This is a genomic window from Tomitella fengzijianii, assembly GCF_007559025.1.
GTDB lineage: Bacteria > Actinomycetota > Actinomycetes > Mycobacteriales > Mycobacteriaceae > Tomitella > Tomitella fengzijianii.
Map to the genome: position 1 here is coordinate 2,995,236 of NZ_CP041765.1, position 18,370 is coordinate 3,013,605.

Genomic DNA, 18,370 nt, shown 5'->3' on the forward strand with positions numbered 1-18,370 from the left:
CACCCACTGTGCCACCCGTGCGCGCCGATCAGGCCTTCCGGATGTACAGGAGCCGGTCGTTCTCTTCGATGGAGTCGACGTCCGCGGTGCCCGCGCGCAGCATCTCGCCGTTGCGGACCACGGCGAGGACGATGTCGCGCAAGTGGCGCGGCGAGCCGCCCACCTCGTCGGGTTCCACCTCGCGTTCGGCGATGGCGAAACCTTCGTCGGGGGTGAGGAGGTCCTCGATCATGTCGACGACGTTCGGCGTGGAGGTGGCCACGCCCAGCAGCCGTCCCGCCGTGGCCGAGGAGACGACGACGGAGTCCGCGCCCGACTGCTCGAGCAGGTGGGTGTACTCGGATTCGCGCACGGCCGCGACGATCTTGGCCTTGGGCGCCACCTCGCGGGCGGTGAGGGTGACGAGCACCGCGGTGTCGTCGCGATTGGCGGCGACGATGACGGCCGCCGCCCGCTGCGCGCCGGCGAGCCGGAGCACGTCCGCCTTGCTGCCCGACCCCTGCACGGTCACCAGGCCCGCGTGCGATGCCTTCTCCAGGACCGCCGCGTCGGTGTCGACGACGACGATCTCGCCGGGCGGCACGCCGTCACCGGTGAGGGCGTCGACCGCTGCGCGTCCCTTCGTTCCATACCCGATGACGACTGTGTGATCGCGCAACCTCTGCCTCCAACGTTGGATCTTGAACGCCTGGCGGGACCGCTCCGTGAGCACCTCGATGGTCGTGCCGACCAGGACCACCAGGAAAGCCATCCGCAGCGGCGTGATCACCAGGATGTTCACGAGCCTGGCCGATTCGCTGACCGGTGAGATGTCGCCGAAGCCGGTGGTGGTCACCGACACCGTGGCGTGGTACATCGAGTCGAGCAGCGTCATCGGCTTGCCCGCGACGTCCTGGTAGCCGTCACGCTGCAGATAGACGATGAATCCCGACAAGACGATCATCCCGACGCCGAGCACCAGCCGGACGATGATGCTGCGTGAGGGGCTGACCGGCCGCATCGGGACGCGGACGATGTTGACCAGGTCGTAATCCGGGCGGTCCGTCAGCTCGTCGTCGAGGAAGAGCCGCCGGCGGATTCGCCCCGGGCCGGGCCTACCGGCCATCGCCCTTGTTCCCGCCGTGCACGCGTTTGCTCATAACGGGGCAGCGTAGCCCGCCCGGCGCGCGGTGTCCCGGCTGCGGGGTATCCACGGTCGTGCTCACCTCCCTCCCGAGGACTCGGGGGCCGCTTCCAGCAGCGCGGCCAGCTCGTCGGCGTCCGGCAGATCCGGGGGCGCGGCGGTGCGACCGCTGCGCACGTAGTGGAACGCCGCCCGGACCCGTTCAAGCGGAGGCGCGGCGGCCACTGCACCGTCGCCGGTGCCGGTTCCGCCCGACGCCATCAGCTCGGCCCAGGCCACGCGGTACACGGCGAGTTGGATGGCGACGGCCGGCTCCTCCGCGGGGGTGGGCGGAGCGCCGGTCTTCCAGTCGATAACCGTCCACCCGCCGTCGTCGTCCCGGAAGACCGCGTCGATGCGCCCGCGCAGCAGGACACCGCCGATGACGGTCTCGAACGGCACCTCCACCTCGACAGGGCTGCGCGACGCCCAGGGCGACGCGAGGAACGACTCCTGCAGGGCCTGCAGGTCCGCCCCGGGCTCGGCGCCCGTGTCCGCCGCGCCGGGCAGTTCGTCGAGGTCGAGCAGCCGAGTGGCCCCGAACCGCCGCTCGACCCACGCGTGGAACGCGGTGCCGCGGCGCGCGAGCGGATTCGGCTTGTAGGGGACGGGCCGACGGAGGCGTTCCGCCAGCACGTCGGGGTCCGCGCGCAGCTGCACCATCTGGCTGACGGAAAGCCGCGCGGGCAAGGGCACCTCGAGCGCCCGGTCGGCTGCGGCCGCGCGCTCGGCCAGCAGCAGCTCGACGTCGGCCGCCCAGCCCTCCGGATCCTCCGGCGCGCTCTCCCCGCCCGCGACAGCGCCGCTCCCGTCATCGGGATCGTCCCGCGGCGCGTCCGCACGGTCCTCCTCCGCCGCGTACTCCGCGGCGTCCAGCTCGTCGAGCACCATCCGCGCGCCCTCTTCGACGTCGTCGCGCCGCCCTGCGAGGGGGTCGACCGGCCACTGCGACGTCCGGGGGTGTGCGGCGAGGGGATTCTCGGTGTCGTCCGGTTCGGGCGCCCACTGCTCGACGCGCCCGGCGCCGGATTCGAGGATGTCCCGCGCCTCGGTGAGGAAGACCGACGGCCCTTTCGCCTTGCCGGAGGCCGGCCAATGGTGGCCGGAGAGCAGCAGCGTGTGCTCCGTCCGCGTGACCGCGACGTAGAACAGCCGGCGCTCCTCCTCCAACCGGCGCCGCGCCAGCGCCTTCTTGTGCGCATCGAGCGCATTCTCGAGGTCCTTGCGGGTGGTGCACCCGTCGAGGTCGGGCACCGGCACACCCTCACCCCCGTCCTCGGCCGCCCGGTCGCCGCGCAGCTGCGGCGGCAGTTCCGTGACGTCCCCCATCCATGTGGACGTGCCCCTGTCCGCAGGAAAGACCCCGCCGACCAGGTGCGGAACCGCCACGACCTGCCATTCGAGGCCCTTCGAGGCGTGCACGGTGAGGATCTGCACGCGGTGCGGGTCCAGTTCGACCTCGCCCGGCGTGAGCCCCTTCTCCACGGATTCCGCGGCGGAGAGGTACCCAAGCAGCCCGGTGAGCGTGGCGTGCGGGTCGGCCGCGTACTCGGCCACGACCATCGCGAACGCGTCGAGCTGCTCGCGCCCGCCGCCGGTGTTTCCGCTGCGCGCCGCCACCTCGATGCCGATGTCCAGGGACCGCTCGACCTCCGCGGTCAGCTCCGTGAGCGGCTGTCCGATGCGCCGGCGCAGGGACGCCAGGCGCCGCGCCAGTGCCGTGATCCGGCGGTGCCCTTCCCGCGAATACCGCTCGGCGGGGCCCGGGTCCGCGATGGCATCGCCGAGGCCGGCCTCATCGCCCTCGTCGCCGGGAAGGGCCGCGGCCAGCGCGTCATGCAGCTCGTCCTCGTCGCTGAGCAGCCCCTGGGTGCCGGGCCGGCCGTGCCTGCCCAGCTCGCGCACCCGCCGCGCCAGCGCGCCCAGGTCGGCCGCGCCGAGCCTGACGCGCGGCCCGGTCAGCACGCGCATGGCAGCGGTGCCGGCGAGCGGGTCTGCCACGAGGCGGAGCGTGTCGACCACGTCGCGGACCTCCGGCTGCTGCAGCAGCCCCCCGACGCCCACCACCTCCACGGGCACGCCGCGCTCGCGCAGGGCCTCGGCGATCGGAACGGAGTCCGCGTTGCGGCGCACGAGCACCGCCGTGGTCGGCGGTGGATCGCCGGCGGCGCGCGCGACATCGAAGCGCGTTGCGATGTGTCCGGCCAGCCACTCGCGCTCGGCGTCCACGTCCGGCAGCAGTGCCGCCCGCAGATCGCCCGGCGGGACGTCCGGGCGTGGACGCAGCTCGCTCACCGGCACTCCCCGCTCCCGAAGCGGCGCGGCGACCGCGTTGGCCAGGGTGAGCGCCTCGGCCGGGTTGCGCCAACTGGTGAGCAGTTCGAGGATCCGTGCCGGGCGCCGGCCCGTCGGGAAATCGGTGGTGAAGTACGGCAGATTGGCTGCCGAGGCGCCCCGCCACCCGTAGATCGACTGCATCGGGTCACCGACGGAGGTCAGCGCTACGGCCGCCGCACCGCGGGCGTCGCCGTCATCGCGATCCGGGTCCGCGTGTCCGCCGCCGAACAACGAAGACAACAGCACGCGCTGCGAGTGCCCGGTGTCCTGATACTCGTCGAGCATCGCCGCCCGGAACCGCGCGCGTTCCGCCTCGCCCACCTCCGCGTGCGCGGAGGCGAGCCTGGCCGCCAGGGACATCTGCGAGCCCGGGTCCAGGGCGCCCTGAGCACGGAGCTCCTCGGCCAGCCTGCGCACCAGCGGCAGCAACGCGACTCGGCGCTCCTGCACGGCGAGCGGCCCGGTGAGCTTCTGAGACGGCTCCGCGCGCTGCCGCGGGCCGGGCGGGAGCGTGAACACGAGATGCTCGAGTTCCACGTGCGACCGGTCGAGGTCCGCCGGATCCACGAGGTGTTCGCCCAGCTGATTGGCCAGTTTGAGGACCTGCTCGGTGATCGTGGCCGGGCTGGAGTCGGTGTCGATGTCGCCGTCCCAGGTGCTGACGACCCGATGGGCGATCTGCCAGAGTTCGGTCTCCCCGAGCATCCGCACCGACGGTTCCATCGGCAGCAGCAGGCCGTACTCGCCCAGCAGGCGCCCGGCGTAGGAGTGGTAGGTGCTCACCTCGGGTTCCGCGGAACGGAGCCTGTCCCGGATGCCGCCGCCGGGGTCGACGTCCCGCAGAAGCGACGATCCGGCCAGCCGCGCCAGTCTGCGGCGGATGCGGTCCGTCAACTGGCCGGCGGCCTTGCGTGTGAAGGTGAGGCCGAGGACCTGCGACGGCTCGACGAGGCCGTTGGCCACCAACCACACCACCCGCGCCGCCATCGTCTCGGTCTTGCCCGCGCCCGCGCCGGCGACGACGAGGACGGGCTCGAGGGGCGCCTCGATCACCGCCGTCTGCTCAGCGGTGGGCGGGAACTGGCCGAGTGCATCGGCGATCTCGGCCGCGCCGACCCGCGCGGCGTGCGAGGCGGTCATTCGGTCACATGCCTTCCATCGGCTTGCACGGGACAGCTCGTCTTCACCGAGCAGTGCCGGCAGGTGTCGTTCACCTGGGCGGTGAAGCCGGGGCCGCGGGTGGCCGCCGCCGCCTCGTGGATGACGTCCCGCCATTGTTCAACGCCCGCGCCATCGAGGGGCGCCTGCACGCGTTCCGTCGCGACACCGTCCTTGTTCGACTTCGCCACGAACACCAGCCGGCCGCCGCCGGGGTCGCCGCGCTCTCCGTCGACGGCGCCGGCCGCCAGTGCCACCTGATACGCGGCGAGCTGCGCGTGATCGGCGGCCTCGCCGGCGGTGACCGGATTGCGTGCGGTCTTGACGTCGACGACGACGAAGCGGCCGTCCGGGTCGCGTTCGAGCCGGTCGATCCGCCCACGCAATCGCACACCGGGCAAACCCGACCCCTCCGGCGCCTCCAACACCACGTCCACGGCGACCTCCACCCCCGACTCGGTGAGTTCGGTGCGGGTGGCCCGCAGCCAGCCGCGGAACCCGGCGAGCATGCTGCGATGCCGCTCGAGCTCGTGGCGCGAGTACCACTGCGAACCCAGGTCGACCTGCTGCCAGGCGTCGTCCATCTGGCGGGCGACCTCGTCCTCCGGCAGGTCGGCGGCCACCGCCTGGACCAGGGTGTGCACCAGCGTGCCGGCCACAGCGGAGATCTGCGCGCCGTCGTTCCCGCCGTTGCGCTCCAGGAACCAGCGCAGACCGCAGTTGCGCAAGGTCTCCACGTTGGACGGGGAGAGCGCCACCGGGCCGTCGTCCGCCCCCCACAGCGGTTCCGAGGTGCTGACGGCGGCCAGCCCGTACCACTGGCGTGGATGCGCCCCCGGGACGCCCGCCCGGGCGAGCCGCGCCAGTTGACCTGCGGCACGGCGGCGACGCTCCCGCGCGGCGGGGTCGGTTCCGACCGGTGCGGACACTGCTGCACGCAGCTCACCGACCAGCGGCCCCGGGGCGAGGACCCTGCGTCCGCCCGATTCGGCCGCCGGGATCGAATCCGCCGCGGACCCCTCTCCCGGGCCGTCCGCGGCGCCGTCGGCGCGATCGGCGCCATCGGCGCTCGTCCCGCCCTCCACGGCGGCGAGCCCCTCGAGGAAGCGCGAGGGGACGAGCTCCTCCCCGCCGTCCGAGTCCACCGCCGTCACCAGCAGCCGCCGCCGCGCACGCGTGCACGCCACCAGAAACAGCCGCCGTTCGTCTGCGAGGAGCTCGGCGGTGCGGGAGATGCGGAGGCGCGGCTCGTCGGAGTCCGGTTGCGCGGTCCGGCCGTCCATGACGTCGACGAGGTCCTCGGCGCCCAGCAACGTGCCGCGCGCGCGCAGGTTGGGCCAGAGGCCCTCCTGCACGGCCGCCACGGCGACGGTGTCCCACTCGCGTCCCGCTGCGGAATGCGCGCTGAGCAACGACACCGCGTCGGCCGACGCCCCGGCAATGGTGCCGGCCTGTCCTGGCAACTCCTGATCCTCGATGTACGCGACGAAGCCCGACGGGTGCGCGGCGGGCAGCCCGTCGACGAAATCCGAGGCGGCGTCGAAGAGCGCGACCACCGCGTCCAAGTCGCGGTCGGCCTGCGCTCCGGCCGGCCCGCCGCGGGCGGAATCCGCCACCCAGCGCCCCTCGAGCCCGCTGGTCTGCCACAGCGCCCAGAGCACCTCCTCGACGCCGCTCCCGGCACGCAGCGCCGCGCGCCCCGCATCGAGCACGTCGCGGACCCGCTGCAGGGGTGCGGATTCCACCTCGCTGAGCCCCCGGGGCAGGTCCGCTGCGCCGCCGGCCCCGGCCCCTCCCCCCGCCAGCACCACGCGGATGACCTCGACCGAATCGCGATCGCGGCCCGCCGCCAGTTCTTCCCTTCGGATGCCCCTGCGCAGCCGCCGCAGGGCCACCGGATCGGCGCCGCCGACCGGACCGGACACGAGGGCCAGCGCGTCGTCCGCACTGAATCCGCCGGCGCTCTCTGCCGTGCCGCTGTGCGCGGTGATCGCACGCAAGGCGATCAGCAGCGCGGAGGCGCCGCGCTGCCGCGCCAGCGGAAGCTCGTTCGACGCGGTGGCCACGGGCACCCCCGCCGCGGTGAGCGCCCGCCGCAGCACCGCCGACGAGGCGGGCACCGACCGCACGATCACCGCCATCTCCGACCACGGCACGCCGTCCCCCAGGTGCGCACGCCGCAGCGCATCGGCGATGAGGGTCGCCTCGTGGGCCGGGGTGGTCAGCACCCGGACCTCCGCGGCCCCCTGCCCGGAGCCGGGGGCCGCGGAGGGCCCGCGCTGCGGCGCCGCGCCGGGGAGCCGCCCCGCCACGCGCGCGCCGAGGTCCACCAGCGCACTCCCGGACCGTCGGCACGCGGTCAAGACGATCCGCTGCGGGCTGCCCGCATCCGCTACCGATTCGAGGTAGGCCGCGTCCGCGCCGCGGAAGCGGAAGGCCTGCTGGTCGCCGTCGCCCGCCACGACCGTCATCCCCGCTCCCGCGGAGACCAGCCGCACCAGCGCCGCGGCCTGCGGGTCCAGGTGGTGCGCGTCGTCGACCAGCAGGCATCGCACCCGCTCGCGCTCCGCCGCCAGCAGGTCCGGGTCCAGAGCGAATGCCTCCAGGGCCGCGCTGACGAGTTCGGCGGCGTCGAGCGCGGGCGCGCTCGCCTGCGGAGCCTCCATCCCCACCGACGAACGCAACAGCATCGACTGCTCGTAGCGGGCCGCGAACCTGCCGATCGCCTGCCAGTCCGCACGGCCATGCGACGCCCCGAGCCGCACGAGGTCCTCGGGGCCGTACCCGCGTTCTGCGGCGCGCAGCATGACGTCGCGGAGCTCGCGGGCGAAACCGACCAGGCCGAGCGCCGGTTGCAGGCGACGCGGCCAGGCACGGCGCGCGGCCGTCCCGCCCTCGGCGATGTCCTCGGCGTCCCCGCGCAACAGTTCCCGGATCACCGCGTCCTTCTCCGCGCCGGTGATGAGCTGCGGGGGCGGATTGCCGTGGGCCGAAGCGTGCAAACGCAGCACGCCGAACGCGTAGGAGTGGACGGTGCGCACCATCGGTTCCCGCGTGGCACGGGACGCGGCGTCCGGCCGTCCGGCGAACAGCCGCCTGGTGATCTGCGCGCGCATCGCCGCCGCCGCACGTGTGGACTGCGTCAGCACCAGCACGCTTTCCGGGTCCGCGCCGGCAGCAAGCCGTGCCACCGCGGCGTCCACCAGCAGCGCCGTCTTCCCCGTCCCGGGCCCGCCGAGCACCTGCACGGCCGGCCGGGCGGCCGACCCTGCGCCGCCTCCTGCCGTCGCCGCGGCCTGCGTCAGCAACGACGCCGCGCCCTCATCCCACACCCGCGGGGGCGATGCGTCCTGCGCGGCGCGCACCAGCCTCGCCCGGGGGCGCGACGTGCCGACGTCCGATCCGCTCACCGCCATGCCGCAAGCCACCTCCGCTCACTCGCCATCGCCTGCACTCTTTCCCGCTGCACTCTTTCCCGCTGCACTCTCACCCGCTGCGCACCATCACAGCACAGCCCACCGACAGCATCGCCGGGCCGCGCGCCTTCCACCGCATCGCCGGGTTCCGCGCTCCGCCCTCCCCTGCCGGGTGACAGAATCGGCGCTGTGAGCACCATGCACCTGCACCGGTTCGGCCCGACGCGACGCACCCCCGATGTGCTGGCGCTGCACGGACTCACCGGCCACGGCAGGCGCTGGGCCTCCCTCGCGCGGACGTGGCTCCCCGACCTCGCGGTTCTCGCCCCGGACCTGCGTGGGCACGGCCGTTCCCCGTGGGGCCCGCCTTGGACCGTCGACGCCCAGGTCCGGGATCTGGCCGCAACACTGCGAGAGGAGGGCGCGGAGCCGCTCGTCGTCGTCGGGCATTCCTACGGGGCCAACATCGCCGTGCGGCTGGCCCGCGCGCATCCGGCGGCCGTGCGCGCCCTGGTGCTGCTCGACCCGGCGATGGGGCTCGAACCGGACAGGGCGCGCGAGATCGCCGACGCCTACCTGCACTCGCCCGACTATCCGGACGCCGCCACGGCGCGCGCCGACAAGCTCCACGGCGGCTGGGCCGACGTCGACCCCGCCGTCCTCGACGCGGACATCGCCGAGCACCTGGTCGCCTCCCCCTTCGGCGGCGTCACCTGGCGCGTCTGCGCGCCGGCGATGGTGGCCGCGTGGGCGGAGATGGCGCTGCCGGCCGTGCCGCCGCCGGCCGTGCCCACGGATCTCGTACGTGCCACCCGGGTGCAACCGCCGTTCCTGGCGGATCAGGTGGTGGACCAATGGCACGCCCAGCTCGGCGGGCTGCTGACCGTGCACGCGGTCGACTGCGAGCACATGGTCTCCCAGTCGCATCCCGAGTTGGTGGCGAAGCTGGTGCGCCGCGCGCTGGAACCGGAGGACTGAGCCATGGCGGCGACCACCGAGATGCAGGTGGAGCGGGTCCGCGAGCTGATCGCCGCGATTCCGCACGGGAGGGTCTCCACCTATGGTGCGATCGCCGGGGCGGCCGGACTGTCCACGCCGCGGACCGTGGCCTGGATACTGCGCGTGGACGGTGGCGGACTGCCCTGGCAGCGGGTGATCCGCGCGGACGGGCGCCCCGCCCCCGCCGTGCGCACGCGGCAGCTGGCACTCCTGGCGGAGGAGGGCGTCCCCATCACCGACGGCCGTGTGGACATGCGGCACGCGTTTCACGAGCCGTGACGCGCCCACTTCACCGCCTGACGCTGCACCGCGGCGCCGGATTCCGACGGGATCGCCCGTCTACCAGAGATCCTCGAGATAGCGCGGCTTGCACGCGAAGAACGCACCGGCCACCATCACGCACATCGCCGCGAGCATGAACGCGAACGGCCACGCCCATCCGCCCGTCGCGTCCCGCAGCACGCCGAACAGCAGCGGGCCCAGGCACGCCGCCGTGTAACCGATCCCCTGGCTGAACCCCGACATCCGCGAGGCGCCGGACTGCGTACGGGTGCGCAGGTTGATCAGCGTCAGCGACATCGGGAACGTGCTCGGCCCGAGGCCCAGCAGGACCACCCACAGGATCGGCGCCCCCATCGGCGCGAAGTACAGCCCGCCGAAGCCGACGATGTACACGACCGCGCAGCCGAGGACGATCGGGAAGGGGTTGTACATGCGCGCGCAGACTGTGGGCCCTGCCAGCGCGGCGATCAGCCCCATCGCGGAGAACAGCGCCACCATCGCGCCGCCGAACGCCTCGTCGGCTCCCGCGTCGGAGAAGATCCGGGGCAGCCAGGTGAACAGCGAGTAGGTGATCAGCGAGGTCATGCCGAACATCCCCGCCAGGCCCCACGCCAGGCTTGTACGCACCAACGAACCTCGACGGCCCGCGGATTCGTCGACAGGGCTCTCGACGACGCCGGGCCGGGCGGCGGCGGGCCGGTCCTCCGAGGACGCTCCGGGCACGGCCACGCGCGCGGCGGCCTCCGCGGAGCGCCGCGACCGCAGCAGCGCGAGCGTCGGCAGCAGGGCGGCCGCCGCGACCAGGGCCCACATGCCCAGCGACCATCGCCACCCGTATGCGTCCGCCACGGGGACCGCCAGCAGGGGCGGCACCGCGGTCCCCAGTTGCACGCAGGTGATGTAGACGGCGCTCATGATCGCGACGCGATCCGAGAAGTAGCGTTTGACCAGCGGCGGAATCACCACATTGCCGATGCCCATCCCCGCGAGGGCGACACCGGAGAACACGAGAAGCAGGGCGGTGTCGTTGACGAGTGCCCTGGCCAGCAGCCCGGCACCGGACAAGACCATCGACAGCACCGCCACCCGCTCGAGACCCGTCCGGCCGATGAGCAGCGGAGTGAGCAGGCCGAACAGCGCGAACATCGCGGTGGGCACCATGCCGAACACGCCGGCCACCGCCGAGCCGAAACCGACCTCGTCGCCGATCCTGTCCAGCAACGGGGTGATGGAGGTGACCGCGGTGCGCAGCACCAGGGCGGACAAGGTCAGGGCCAGGAAGGCGATGACCCGCCCCGAGAAGAATCCGCGCAATCCGCCTGCGGGCCCCCGCGGACTGCTGCGCACGTCGCCGCCGATACCTGTCACACCCACCGTCGCCCTCTCCCCGCCGTCATCATGACCGTCCACCGATTGCTCCGACAAATCATAGGATGATGGGATGTATTGATCGCGGCGGGTGCGACAATGCCGGTGTGACGACGCCGCGGCGCTGGCGAGGGCACTGCGGCGGCGCGGTGGCGCCAAGGTGGTGGCATGACGGTGACATGGTGATGACAACGTCTTTCGGTACGGAGGGAACGGGTCGTGCAGTCGATCACGAGGAGTCCGGGTCTGATCGACCAGGTGACGGAGGTGCTGCGCCGCGAGATCCGTCAGGGCCGGTGGCCGGTGGGTTCACGGATCCCCACGGAGCCCGAGCTCGCACGGATCACCGGAGCGGGGCGCAACACGGTCCGCGAAGCGGTGCAGTCGCTGGTGCACGCAGGGCTCCTCGACCGCAGGCAGGGCTCCGGCACGTTCGTGCTGGCGGATTCGTCGGTCGCCGCCGTGCTGCGGCGCGAGATCGACCCCGCACGGCGGAGGGAACTTCTGGAACTGCGACAGGCCCTGGAGGTCACCGCCGCGACGCTGGCCGCGCAGCGCCGCAGCGCGGCCGACATCGACGACATGCGCCGGCTGCTCGGCGAGATCGACCGCCACCATCGGGCCGGAGACCTGGACGCCGCGGCGCGCGCGGACGCGGCCCTGCACCGCGCGGTGGTCGTCGCCGCCCACAACATGACCTACCTGGAAGTCTACGAGGGCGTGGTCCCGACGATGACGGAGGAGATGCTCGCCGAAGTCGCCGACTCGGGAACCGTCTACCTCGACGAGCACCGGGCGCTGGTCGACGCCATCGACGACAGGGACGCCGCGCGAGCCGCCACGACGCTGTACGGCTTCCTGTCCGATCTTCTCTCGCGCGATGTAGGTCCCGGATAGGCCGGCCAGATCCGGAAAGGACGCCGGACAGAATGAGGCGGCGGCCGTTCCCTTCCGCCGCGGCAGGGTGTTAGCGTGGTCGCTGATTTCACGGGGGGCCGCCGCTGACGCGGCCAGGGGTTTGCACACGGGGGGATTTCCATGCCAGACGTCGGGTATCCAGGCGCGCAGAACTTCGGCTCCGCACCGGCGGACCCGCCCTGGCTCGCAGGCAGGGCACGGGCGGAACCGCCGGTCGCCGCACAGGCCCCCGACGCACAGACCCCCGCCAGGCACGCCCCGTCCGTCACGGAAGCCGCGGCGCCGCTGAAGTCACCGGCACCGTCGGCTCTCGGGAAGACGCAGGCTCCTACGGAACCCGCATCCCCCGCCGCTGCGCGGCCCGGTACACGTGCGCCCGCACGGCCTTCCCCCGAGCCCCGCACGCCGGCACACCAGCAACTGTCCGACCTGGACCTGCTCCAGCGGTCCAAGCGCCCGCCCTCCGGCGGCTGGCGCCGCGCCGTGCACGTGGCCTCGGGCAGGTTGATCAACCCGGGGGAATCGCGCGCGGACGCCGCTCATCGCGAGCTCGTGGCGCGCATCGACCAGCCGATCCGCGGCGACTACCGCATCGCGGTGCTGTCGCTCAAAGGCGGGGTCGGCAAGACGACCACCACCATCGGCCTGGGCTCCACGTTCGCGTCCGTGCGCGGCGACAGGGTCATCGCCGTCGACGCGAATCCCGACCTCGGCACCCTCGGCCAGCGGGTACGTTCGCAGACCACGTCCACTGCGCGGGGCCTGCTGGAGGATCCGCGCATCCGCCGCTATTCCGATGTGCGCGCCCACACCTCCCAGGCGCGCAGCAGGCTCGAGGTGATCGCGTCCGAGAAGGATCCCGCGGTCTCGGAGGCGTTCAGCGAGCAGAACTACCGGTCGGTGCTGCGAATCCTTCAGTCTTACTACAACATCGTGCTGACGGACTGCGGCACGGGCCTCATGCACTCCGCGATGGCGGGCGTCCTCGACACCGCGGACTCGCTGGTGCTCGTCACCTCTCCCGCCATCGACGGGGCGCGCAGCGCGCTGGCGACGCTCGACTGGCTCGAACACCACGACCGGGGCGACCTGGTGGAGGGCTGCGTGGTCGTCATCAACTCCGCCGGGCGCGGCTCGAACGCCGTCAAGATGCCCCGTTTGCAGGAACTGTTCGCCGGCCGATGCCGCGTCGTCCACACGATCCCGTTCGACCCGCACCTGGCAGAGGGGTCGGAGGTGGACCTGGACCTGCTCGGCCGGGGCACGCGCAGGGCGTTCCTCGAGCTCGCCGCGGTGGTGGCGGAGGGATTCTCACTCCCGCGCCGATAGCGGCGCCCACGCCTCCCCGTGAGCGCCCTAGACCACCAGCCGCACCAGGTCGGCGGTGCGTTCCAGCCCCGGCAGCACGCCCGTGGTGGCCCGGTCGTGCAGGGCGTGGACGGCCAGCCGGAAGATCATGGCCCGCAACAGCATCTGCGGCCACTCCGGCAGCACGCCCCAGCGTTCGATCAGGCCCTCGTCCGCACCGCCCCACGAGATCGCGTCCACGACGATCACCGCCGCGGCCCACGGGGCGGGGCGCCAATACGGCACGATGTCCCGGATGCCCGGGGCGGCCGCGCCGGCGAACAGGACAGTGCTGAAGAGGTCGCCGTGCACCACCTGCGCAGGAGTTTCCACGGGCTTGCGCAGCGACGCCAACTGGCGCACCAGCTCGCTGCTGCGGTCGCCGTCCGGCCCCGCCGCGACGATCGCGTCGAGGCCGCGGACGCCGGCGAACGGCGTGGCCTCCCATGCGGCCCGGTCCGCCAGGGCGAAGATGTCGGAGTCGGCGTACGGCGGAGCGGGCGGCTGCACCAGGAACCGCGGGCGCGCCAGGGAGGACGTCGCGGCGTGCAGCCGCACCGACAGCGACACCACCTCGTCGTAGCGGGGCTCGGGTTCGCCGGTGATGAAGGTGTCCGCCCGCCAACCGGACACCACGTATCGACCGTCGCTCGAGCGCACGGGCCGGGCCAACCGCACGCCGTCCACGTCCAGGGTTTCGCGCACACTCGCCGACCAGGCCGCCCGCGCATGGTCGGCCACCGGCGACACCACCGCCTCGCCCACGCGCCACGCGCCCGAACCGTCACCCAACGGCATCATCTCCTGGCCACGCAGGCCGAACGTGGACCGGACGTGCTCGGGAGGAAGATCTGGAGTGCTCACATTCCGTAACCTACCGTCGAGCAGGCCCGGCCGCGCCGGTAGCCGCCCGGCCGTGTCGGTAGCCGCCCGGCCGTGTCGGCAGTCCCGTCCGGCCGACCGCCCACGCCGGCCTTCGGCGTCGACGGCCGGATCAGTATCGCGGCATCGCGGTGTCGACGGTGCGCGCCCAGTCGTCGATTCCTCCGGCCAGGTTGCACACGTCACGGTGACCGTGCTCCAAGAGCCACGCTGTCGCCTGCGCCGATCGCGCGCCGGACTTGCAATACACGACCACCCGGCGCTCCGGCGGCAGTTCCGCCAGCGGGTCCTCCGCGCCGGCGGCGAAACCGCCCAACGGCACCAGCCTGGCCCCCGGGATGCGCGCTATGGCCCATTCGTCCGGTTCGCGCACGTCGATCAACTCCACGCGCCCGCTCCCCTCCCCGGCGGCGGCATCCAGTTCCGCCGCGAGCTCGCGGGCGGAAGTCTCCGGCACGAGCGGCGCGTCCGGAGCGCCGCACAGCCGCTCGTAGTCGACGAGCCCCGTGATCGGCGGCGCGGCCGGGTCCTTGCGGATGCCGATGGTCCGGTGGCTCATCTCGAGCGCGTCGTAGATCAGCAGCCGGCCGAGCAGCGGGCGGCCGATGCCCGCGATGAGCTTGACCGCCTCGGTGGCCATGACCGAGCCGACCGCCGCGCACAACACGCCCAGCACTCCGCCTTCGGCGCACGACGGGACCGTGCCCGGGGCGGGCGGCTCCGGGTAGAGGTCCCGGTAGTTGACCCCCCGGCCGTCCGGCGCGCCGTCCCAGAACACCGACACCTGGCCGGAGAAGCGGAAGATCGAACCCCACACGTAGGGGCGTCCGGCCAGCACGGCGGCATCGTTGACCAGGTAGCGGGTGGCGAAGTTGTCGGTGCCGTCCAGGATCAGGTCGTACTGGCCGAAGATCTCCACCGCGTTGCCGTTGTCCAGCGGCTCGGCGTGCAGCCGCACGCGGACCTGCGAGTCGATGGCCCGCATCGAGTCCAGTGCGCTGTCCACCTTGCGGCGGCCCACGTCGGCCTCTCCGTGGATGACCTGCCGGTGCAGATTCGACTCCTCCACCACGTCGAAGTCGACGATCCCGATGGTGCCGACACCCGCCGCGGTCAGGTACATCAGCGTGGGGGCGCCCAGGCCGCCCGCCCCGATGACCAGGACGCGGGCGTTGCGCAACCGCCGCTGACCGTCTTCGCCGAGCTGCGGGAGGATCGTGTGCCGATGGAATCTCGCCCGGTCGCGATCGCTGAGCCCCGGCCCGACCCCGACGAGGGGCGGCAGCGGGCCCGCGGCATTCCCCGACGCGCTCATGATCTCGGGAACGGCCACGGGTTGGGGTTGCACGTCATGCCGTTCTTCGGGACCACGCCTTCCGGATCGAGCTTGGCGATGTCGTCGTTGGCGACGCCGAAGGTCTGCTGCATCATGATCGGCGCGAGCCCGCCGTCGCTCTGGCACGGCTGGTGCTGCGCGTAACCGATGGCATGGCCGATCTCGTGGTTGACCATGTACTGCCGGTACGAGCCGATGTCGCCCTGAAAGGCCACCGCCCCGCGCACCCAGCGCGGCTCGTTGAGCACGACCCGCTTGAGGTCGGCGTTGTAGCAGGAGGTCTCCACGGGGATGTCGTATCCGCAGCTCTGCCGCACCGTCATCTGCGAGGTGAGGGCGACGTGGAAGTCGGCGTCCGGGGTGTCGACGCGCCGGAATGCGACCGTCGGATCGTTGATCCAGCTCTTCGGGTTGGCCAGCGTGTGGTCGACCAGGCTGGCGAACGCCTCGTCCCCGCCGTACCCGGTGGTGTCGACGCCGTCCTCGACGTCGACCGTGTACGTGTACACGTGCTGCGTGCCCTGCCCCACCTGCCCCGTGGTGCCGGGGACGATGTGGAACGTGCCGGCGCCCTGCACGGTGAACGCGCCGCCGTCCGGAAGCGCCGCCGAGGGCACCGACGCGTCGAAGCGGCCGTCCGCGACGGGGGCGCCGACGATGCCGTTGACGTCCGAGAGCCGGGTGCCCAGGCTGGGCGACTCGGCGCTGGAGGACCCGCCGCCGCGGAACGCCTCGATGATCACGAACACCGTCACCAGCACGAGCACGGGGATCGCGTAGGCGCGCCAGCCGTACTGCGAGACGAACCGCCCCAACCGGGTCTGGCGCCGGATGCCCTCACGCTCGCTGCGCCGGGCACGCGGGCGCTGCGGACCGAAGGTGGGGTCCCACCGTGCGCGCAGCGGCTGGTTCCACGACGGAAACGAGAATCCGCCCTGCTCATCGGCAGAATCTCGCACGCGTTGACCGTCGGCGTACTGCGGCTCGGGACCGCGGTCGCGCACGGCCCCGGCGATGCGTCCGTCGCCGTCCGCCGCCGGACGGCGGGACCGGTGCGCGTCATCGTCCCGATATGTCACAGCACCAGAATCTCATACTCCCCGACCAGCGCACGAGGTACACCGCCGATGGGAGCCGCCGGGTGCACGCGCCGACCGAGTAGTCTGAGTCTCCGGTTCACGCCCGACGGCCTGCGGACCGTGCACGACCGGAGATCACGGAGACCCTGGAGAGCAATGACTGATACCGCCCGCGATGAGTCGGAGGGTTCCGCGGACTCCGCCCACCGGCCCACGAAGAAGCCCGCCCGCATGCCGCGCAACGAGCGCCGGCTGCAGCTGATGGAGGCGGCCAGCACGGTCTTCGTGGTCCGCGGCTACCACTCCGCCGGAATGGACGAGATCGCCGAGACCGCGGGTGTCAGCAAGCCGGTCCTCTACCAGCATTTCCCCAGCAAGCTCGACCTCTACATGACTGTGCTGACCAGGCATATCGATCAGATGGTGCACGGCGTGCTCCAGGCGCTGCGCTCCACCACGGACAATCGCAAGCGCGTGCACGCCGCGGTAGGCGCGTTCTTCGACTTCGTCGACAACGACACGCAGGGCTACCGGCTGGTCTTCGAATCCGACCTCATGGGCGATCCACAGGTGCAGAGCCGCGTCGAGAACGGCGTCGACGCCTGCGTGGACGCCGTATTCGACACTGTCAGCCAGGATTCCGGCCTGGACCCGTACCGTGCGCGCATGCTCGCGGTGGGATTGGTCGGCGCAAGCCAGGTCAGCGCGCGGTACTGGATGGAGGCGGACCGCCCCATCACCAAGGAGGACGCGGTGTCCACCACGGCGGCTCTCGCGTGGGGCGGGCTTGCCCATGTGCCCATGCAGGGACGCCGCGAGGACTGACCGCCGGGGCAACAGCGCCGGAGCCGGGCGCCGTCGTCGACGCCGCCCGGCCGCCTGCTACTTGAGGAAACCGACGGGGCGCGAGTCCTTGATGCCGATCTCGACGTATGCGATCCGGGCGGCGGGCACGACGTACCGGCGGCCCTTCTCGTCCTCCAGGCTCAGCACCCCTTCGCCGCCGGACAGCGCCGCGGAGACCAGCTTCTCCACCTCTTCCGGGGCCTGCGCGCTGGCGATCACCAGTTCGCGCGGGTTGTCGGACACACCGATCTTGACCTCCACGGTCTTCCTCCCAGTCTCGATCCCAGTCGTCGTGAACCGCGGATCACTCCGTCGTGCAGCGGATCACCCTGCCGTGCCGCGGGGCCCGGCCCCACAACACCCGGAACACTATCCGAGGCCCAGAGATTCCATCCGCCGCGCGTGCTTGTCCTGGATCCGGTCGAGCAACTCGGCCAGGTGATTGATGTCGCCGGCGGCGGCGATCACCAATTCGCTCAGCGCCTCGCTCTGCAGGGCCACGTACTGCGCCTGCGTGACGGCCTCGCCGAGAAGCCTGCGCGCCCACAGCGCCAGCCGCGAACGCACCTGCGGGGTCTTCTCGATGGCGGCGCGCACCTCGGCCACCACGAACTCGGAGCGCGCGGTCTCCTCGAGCGCTTCCGAGACGACGCTGCGGATCTCCTCGGGCAGCGCCGCCACGATCTCCCGGTGGAAGTCCGAGGCGAGCCCGTCGCCGATGTACGCCTTGACGAGCGATTCGAGCCACGAGCTGGGCGTGGTCGACGCATGGAACTGCTCGATGGTCTGCTCGTAGGGCGCCATCGCGTCGAACACGTCGCGTCCACGGTCGGCCAGAGCGCCGCGCAGCAGCTCGAAATGCTCGTGGTCCGTGGCCGCCAGCCGCGCCATCGCCACCTTGCCCCGCACGGTGGGCGCCATCGCGGCGGCATCCGCCGTGAGCCGGTAGAAGGCGGACAGCTGCCCGTATGCGAGGAGTCCGTAGAGCTCGTCGACGCCCGGATGGTCCGCATCCACCCGACTCTCCGCGTCTGCGGGGTCGTGGGCGACGGCATCCGGGGAGACGGGTTCGGGGTTCGTCATGCAGTGCACAATAGCCCCGGCGCGGTCCGGTGCCCGCGTACGCCGCCGCCGACCGGTAGGATGAGGGCGCGTCGGCATGGATGCCGGCGCGGCTCGGATCTCCGGCAGCCGACGGGCGGCGGGTGTTCCGCAGGCCCAGCGTGGGCATCGCCCGCGC

General features: G+C 72.6%; 14 protein-coding genes. 5 read left to right on the forward strand and 9 right to left on the reverse strand.

What is annotated here, in order from left to right:
- Positions 1-28: 28 nt before the first annotated feature.
- From FO059_RS13685 to FO059_RS13695, 3 genes are all read right to left on the reverse strand, one after another.
- On the reverse strand, positions 29-1,105 hold the full coding sequence (locus tag FO059_RS13685; RefSeq protein WP_143909575.1) for a potassium channel family protein: 1,077 nt from the start codon (positions 1,103-1,105) through the stop codon (positions 29-31).
- 96 nt (positions 1,106-1,201) lie between these two features.
- The gene (locus tag FO059_RS13690) at positions 1,202-4,639 is read right to left on the reverse strand and encodes an ATP-dependent helicase (RefSeq protein ID WP_143909576.1); all 3,438 of its coding nucleotides are present in this window, start codon (positions 4,637-4,639) and stop codon (positions 1,202-1,204) included.
- Positions 4,636-8,073: an ATP-dependent helicase gene (locus FO059_RS13695; protein ID WP_143909577.1), complete on the reverse strand. Its 3,438-nt coding sequence runs from the start codon at positions 8,071-8,073 to the stop codon at positions 4,636-4,638. Before FO059_RS13695 ends, FO059_RS13690 begins: the two co-directional genes overlap by 4 nt.
- 198 nt (positions 8,074-8,271) lie before the next feature.
- Here FO059_RS13695 and FO059_RS13700 point away from each other — a divergent pair, with 198 nt between their 5' ends.
- Together FO059_RS13700 and FO059_RS13705 are read left to right on the forward strand one after the other, a co-directional pair.
- Positions 8,272-9,051 carry an alpha/beta fold hydrolase gene (locus FO059_RS13700; RefSeq protein ID WP_143910767.1) on the forward strand — a complete coding sequence of 260 codons (780 nt, stop codon included), beginning with the start codon at positions 8,272-8,274 and terminating at the stop codon, positions 9,049-9,051.
- Between the two features lie 3 nt (positions 9,052-9,054).
- Positions 9,055-9,351, forward strand: coding sequence for an MGMT family protein (locus FO059_RS13705; RefSeq protein ID WP_143909578.1), 297 nt, complete (start codon positions 9,055-9,057; stop codon positions 9,349-9,351).
- A gap of 60 nt (positions 9,352-9,411) precedes the next feature.
- On the opposite strand, the gene FO059_RS13710 is transcribed toward FO059_RS13705, so the two are convergent.
- A complete protein-coding gene (locus FO059_RS13710) occupies positions 9,412-10,701 on the reverse strand; it encodes an MFS transporter (protein ID WP_372497853.1) in 1,290 nt (429 codons plus the stop codon).
- Between the two features lie 240 nt (positions 10,702-10,941).
- Here FO059_RS13710 and FO059_RS13715 point away from each other — a divergent pair, with 240 nt between their 5' ends.
- Both FO059_RS13715 and FO059_RS13720 read left to right on the forward strand, forming a co-directional pair.
- Positions 10,942-11,619, forward strand: a complete 678-nt coding sequence (locus FO059_RS13715) for a FadR/GntR family transcriptional regulator (protein WP_143909579.1) — start codon at positions 10,942-10,944, stop codon at positions 11,617-11,619.
- A gap of 141 nt (positions 11,620-11,760) precedes the next feature.
- Positions 11,761-12,969 carry a MinD/ParA family ATP-binding protein gene (locus FO059_RS13720; RefSeq protein ID WP_143909580.1) on the forward strand — a complete coding sequence of 403 codons (1,209 nt, stop codon included), beginning with the start codon at positions 11,761-11,763 and terminating at the stop codon, positions 12,967-12,969.
- A gap of 27 nt (positions 12,970-12,996) precedes the next feature.
- Here the strand turns inward: FO059_RS13720 and FO059_RS13725 are convergent, their stop codons facing one another.
- From FO059_RS13725 to FO059_RS13735, 3 genes are all read right to left on the reverse strand, one after another.
- Positions 12,997-13,788 (reverse strand): TIGR02569 family protein, encoded by a 792-nt coding sequence (locus tag FO059_RS13725; protein ID WP_233266754.1) that lies wholly within the window; start codon positions 13,786-13,788, stop codon positions 12,997-12,999.
- Positions 13,789-13,981: 193 nt separating this feature from the next.
- A complete protein-coding gene (locus tag FO059_RS13730) occupies positions 13,982-15,184 on the reverse strand; it encodes a ThiF family adenylyltransferase (protein WP_143910770.1) in 1,203 nt (400 codons plus the stop codon).
- Entirely contained in the window at positions 15,181-16,221 is a 1,041-nt protein-coding gene (locus FO059_RS13735; protein ID WP_143910769.1) for a DUF3152 domain-containing protein, read from the reverse strand. Before FO059_RS13735 ends, FO059_RS13730 begins: the two co-directional genes overlap by 4 nt.
- Positions 16,222-16,440: 219 nt before the next feature.
- Between FO059_RS13735 and FO059_RS13740 the strand changes: the two genes are divergently transcribed.
- Positions 16,441-17,109 (forward strand): TetR/AcrR family transcriptional regulator, encoded by a 669-nt coding sequence (locus FO059_RS13740; RefSeq protein ID WP_143909582.1) that lies wholly within the window; start codon positions 16,441-16,443, stop codon positions 17,107-17,109.
- A gap of 57 nt (positions 17,110-17,166) precedes the next feature.
- On the opposite strand, the gene FO059_RS13745 is transcribed toward FO059_RS13740, so the two are convergent.
- The gene (locus tag FO059_RS13745; RefSeq protein ID WP_143909583.1) at positions 17,167-17,391 is read right to left on the reverse strand and encodes a DUF3107 domain-containing protein; all 225 of its coding nucleotides are present in this window, start codon (positions 17,389-17,391) and stop codon (positions 17,167-17,169) included.
- Between the two features lie 108 nt (positions 17,392-17,499).
- Positions 17,500-18,213 carry a ferritin-like fold-containing protein gene (locus tag FO059_RS13750; RefSeq protein ID WP_143909584.1) on the reverse strand — a complete coding sequence of 238 codons (714 nt, stop codon included), beginning with the start codon at positions 18,211-18,213 and terminating at the stop codon, positions 17,500-17,502.
- Positions 18,214-18,370: the final 157 nt, after the last annotated feature.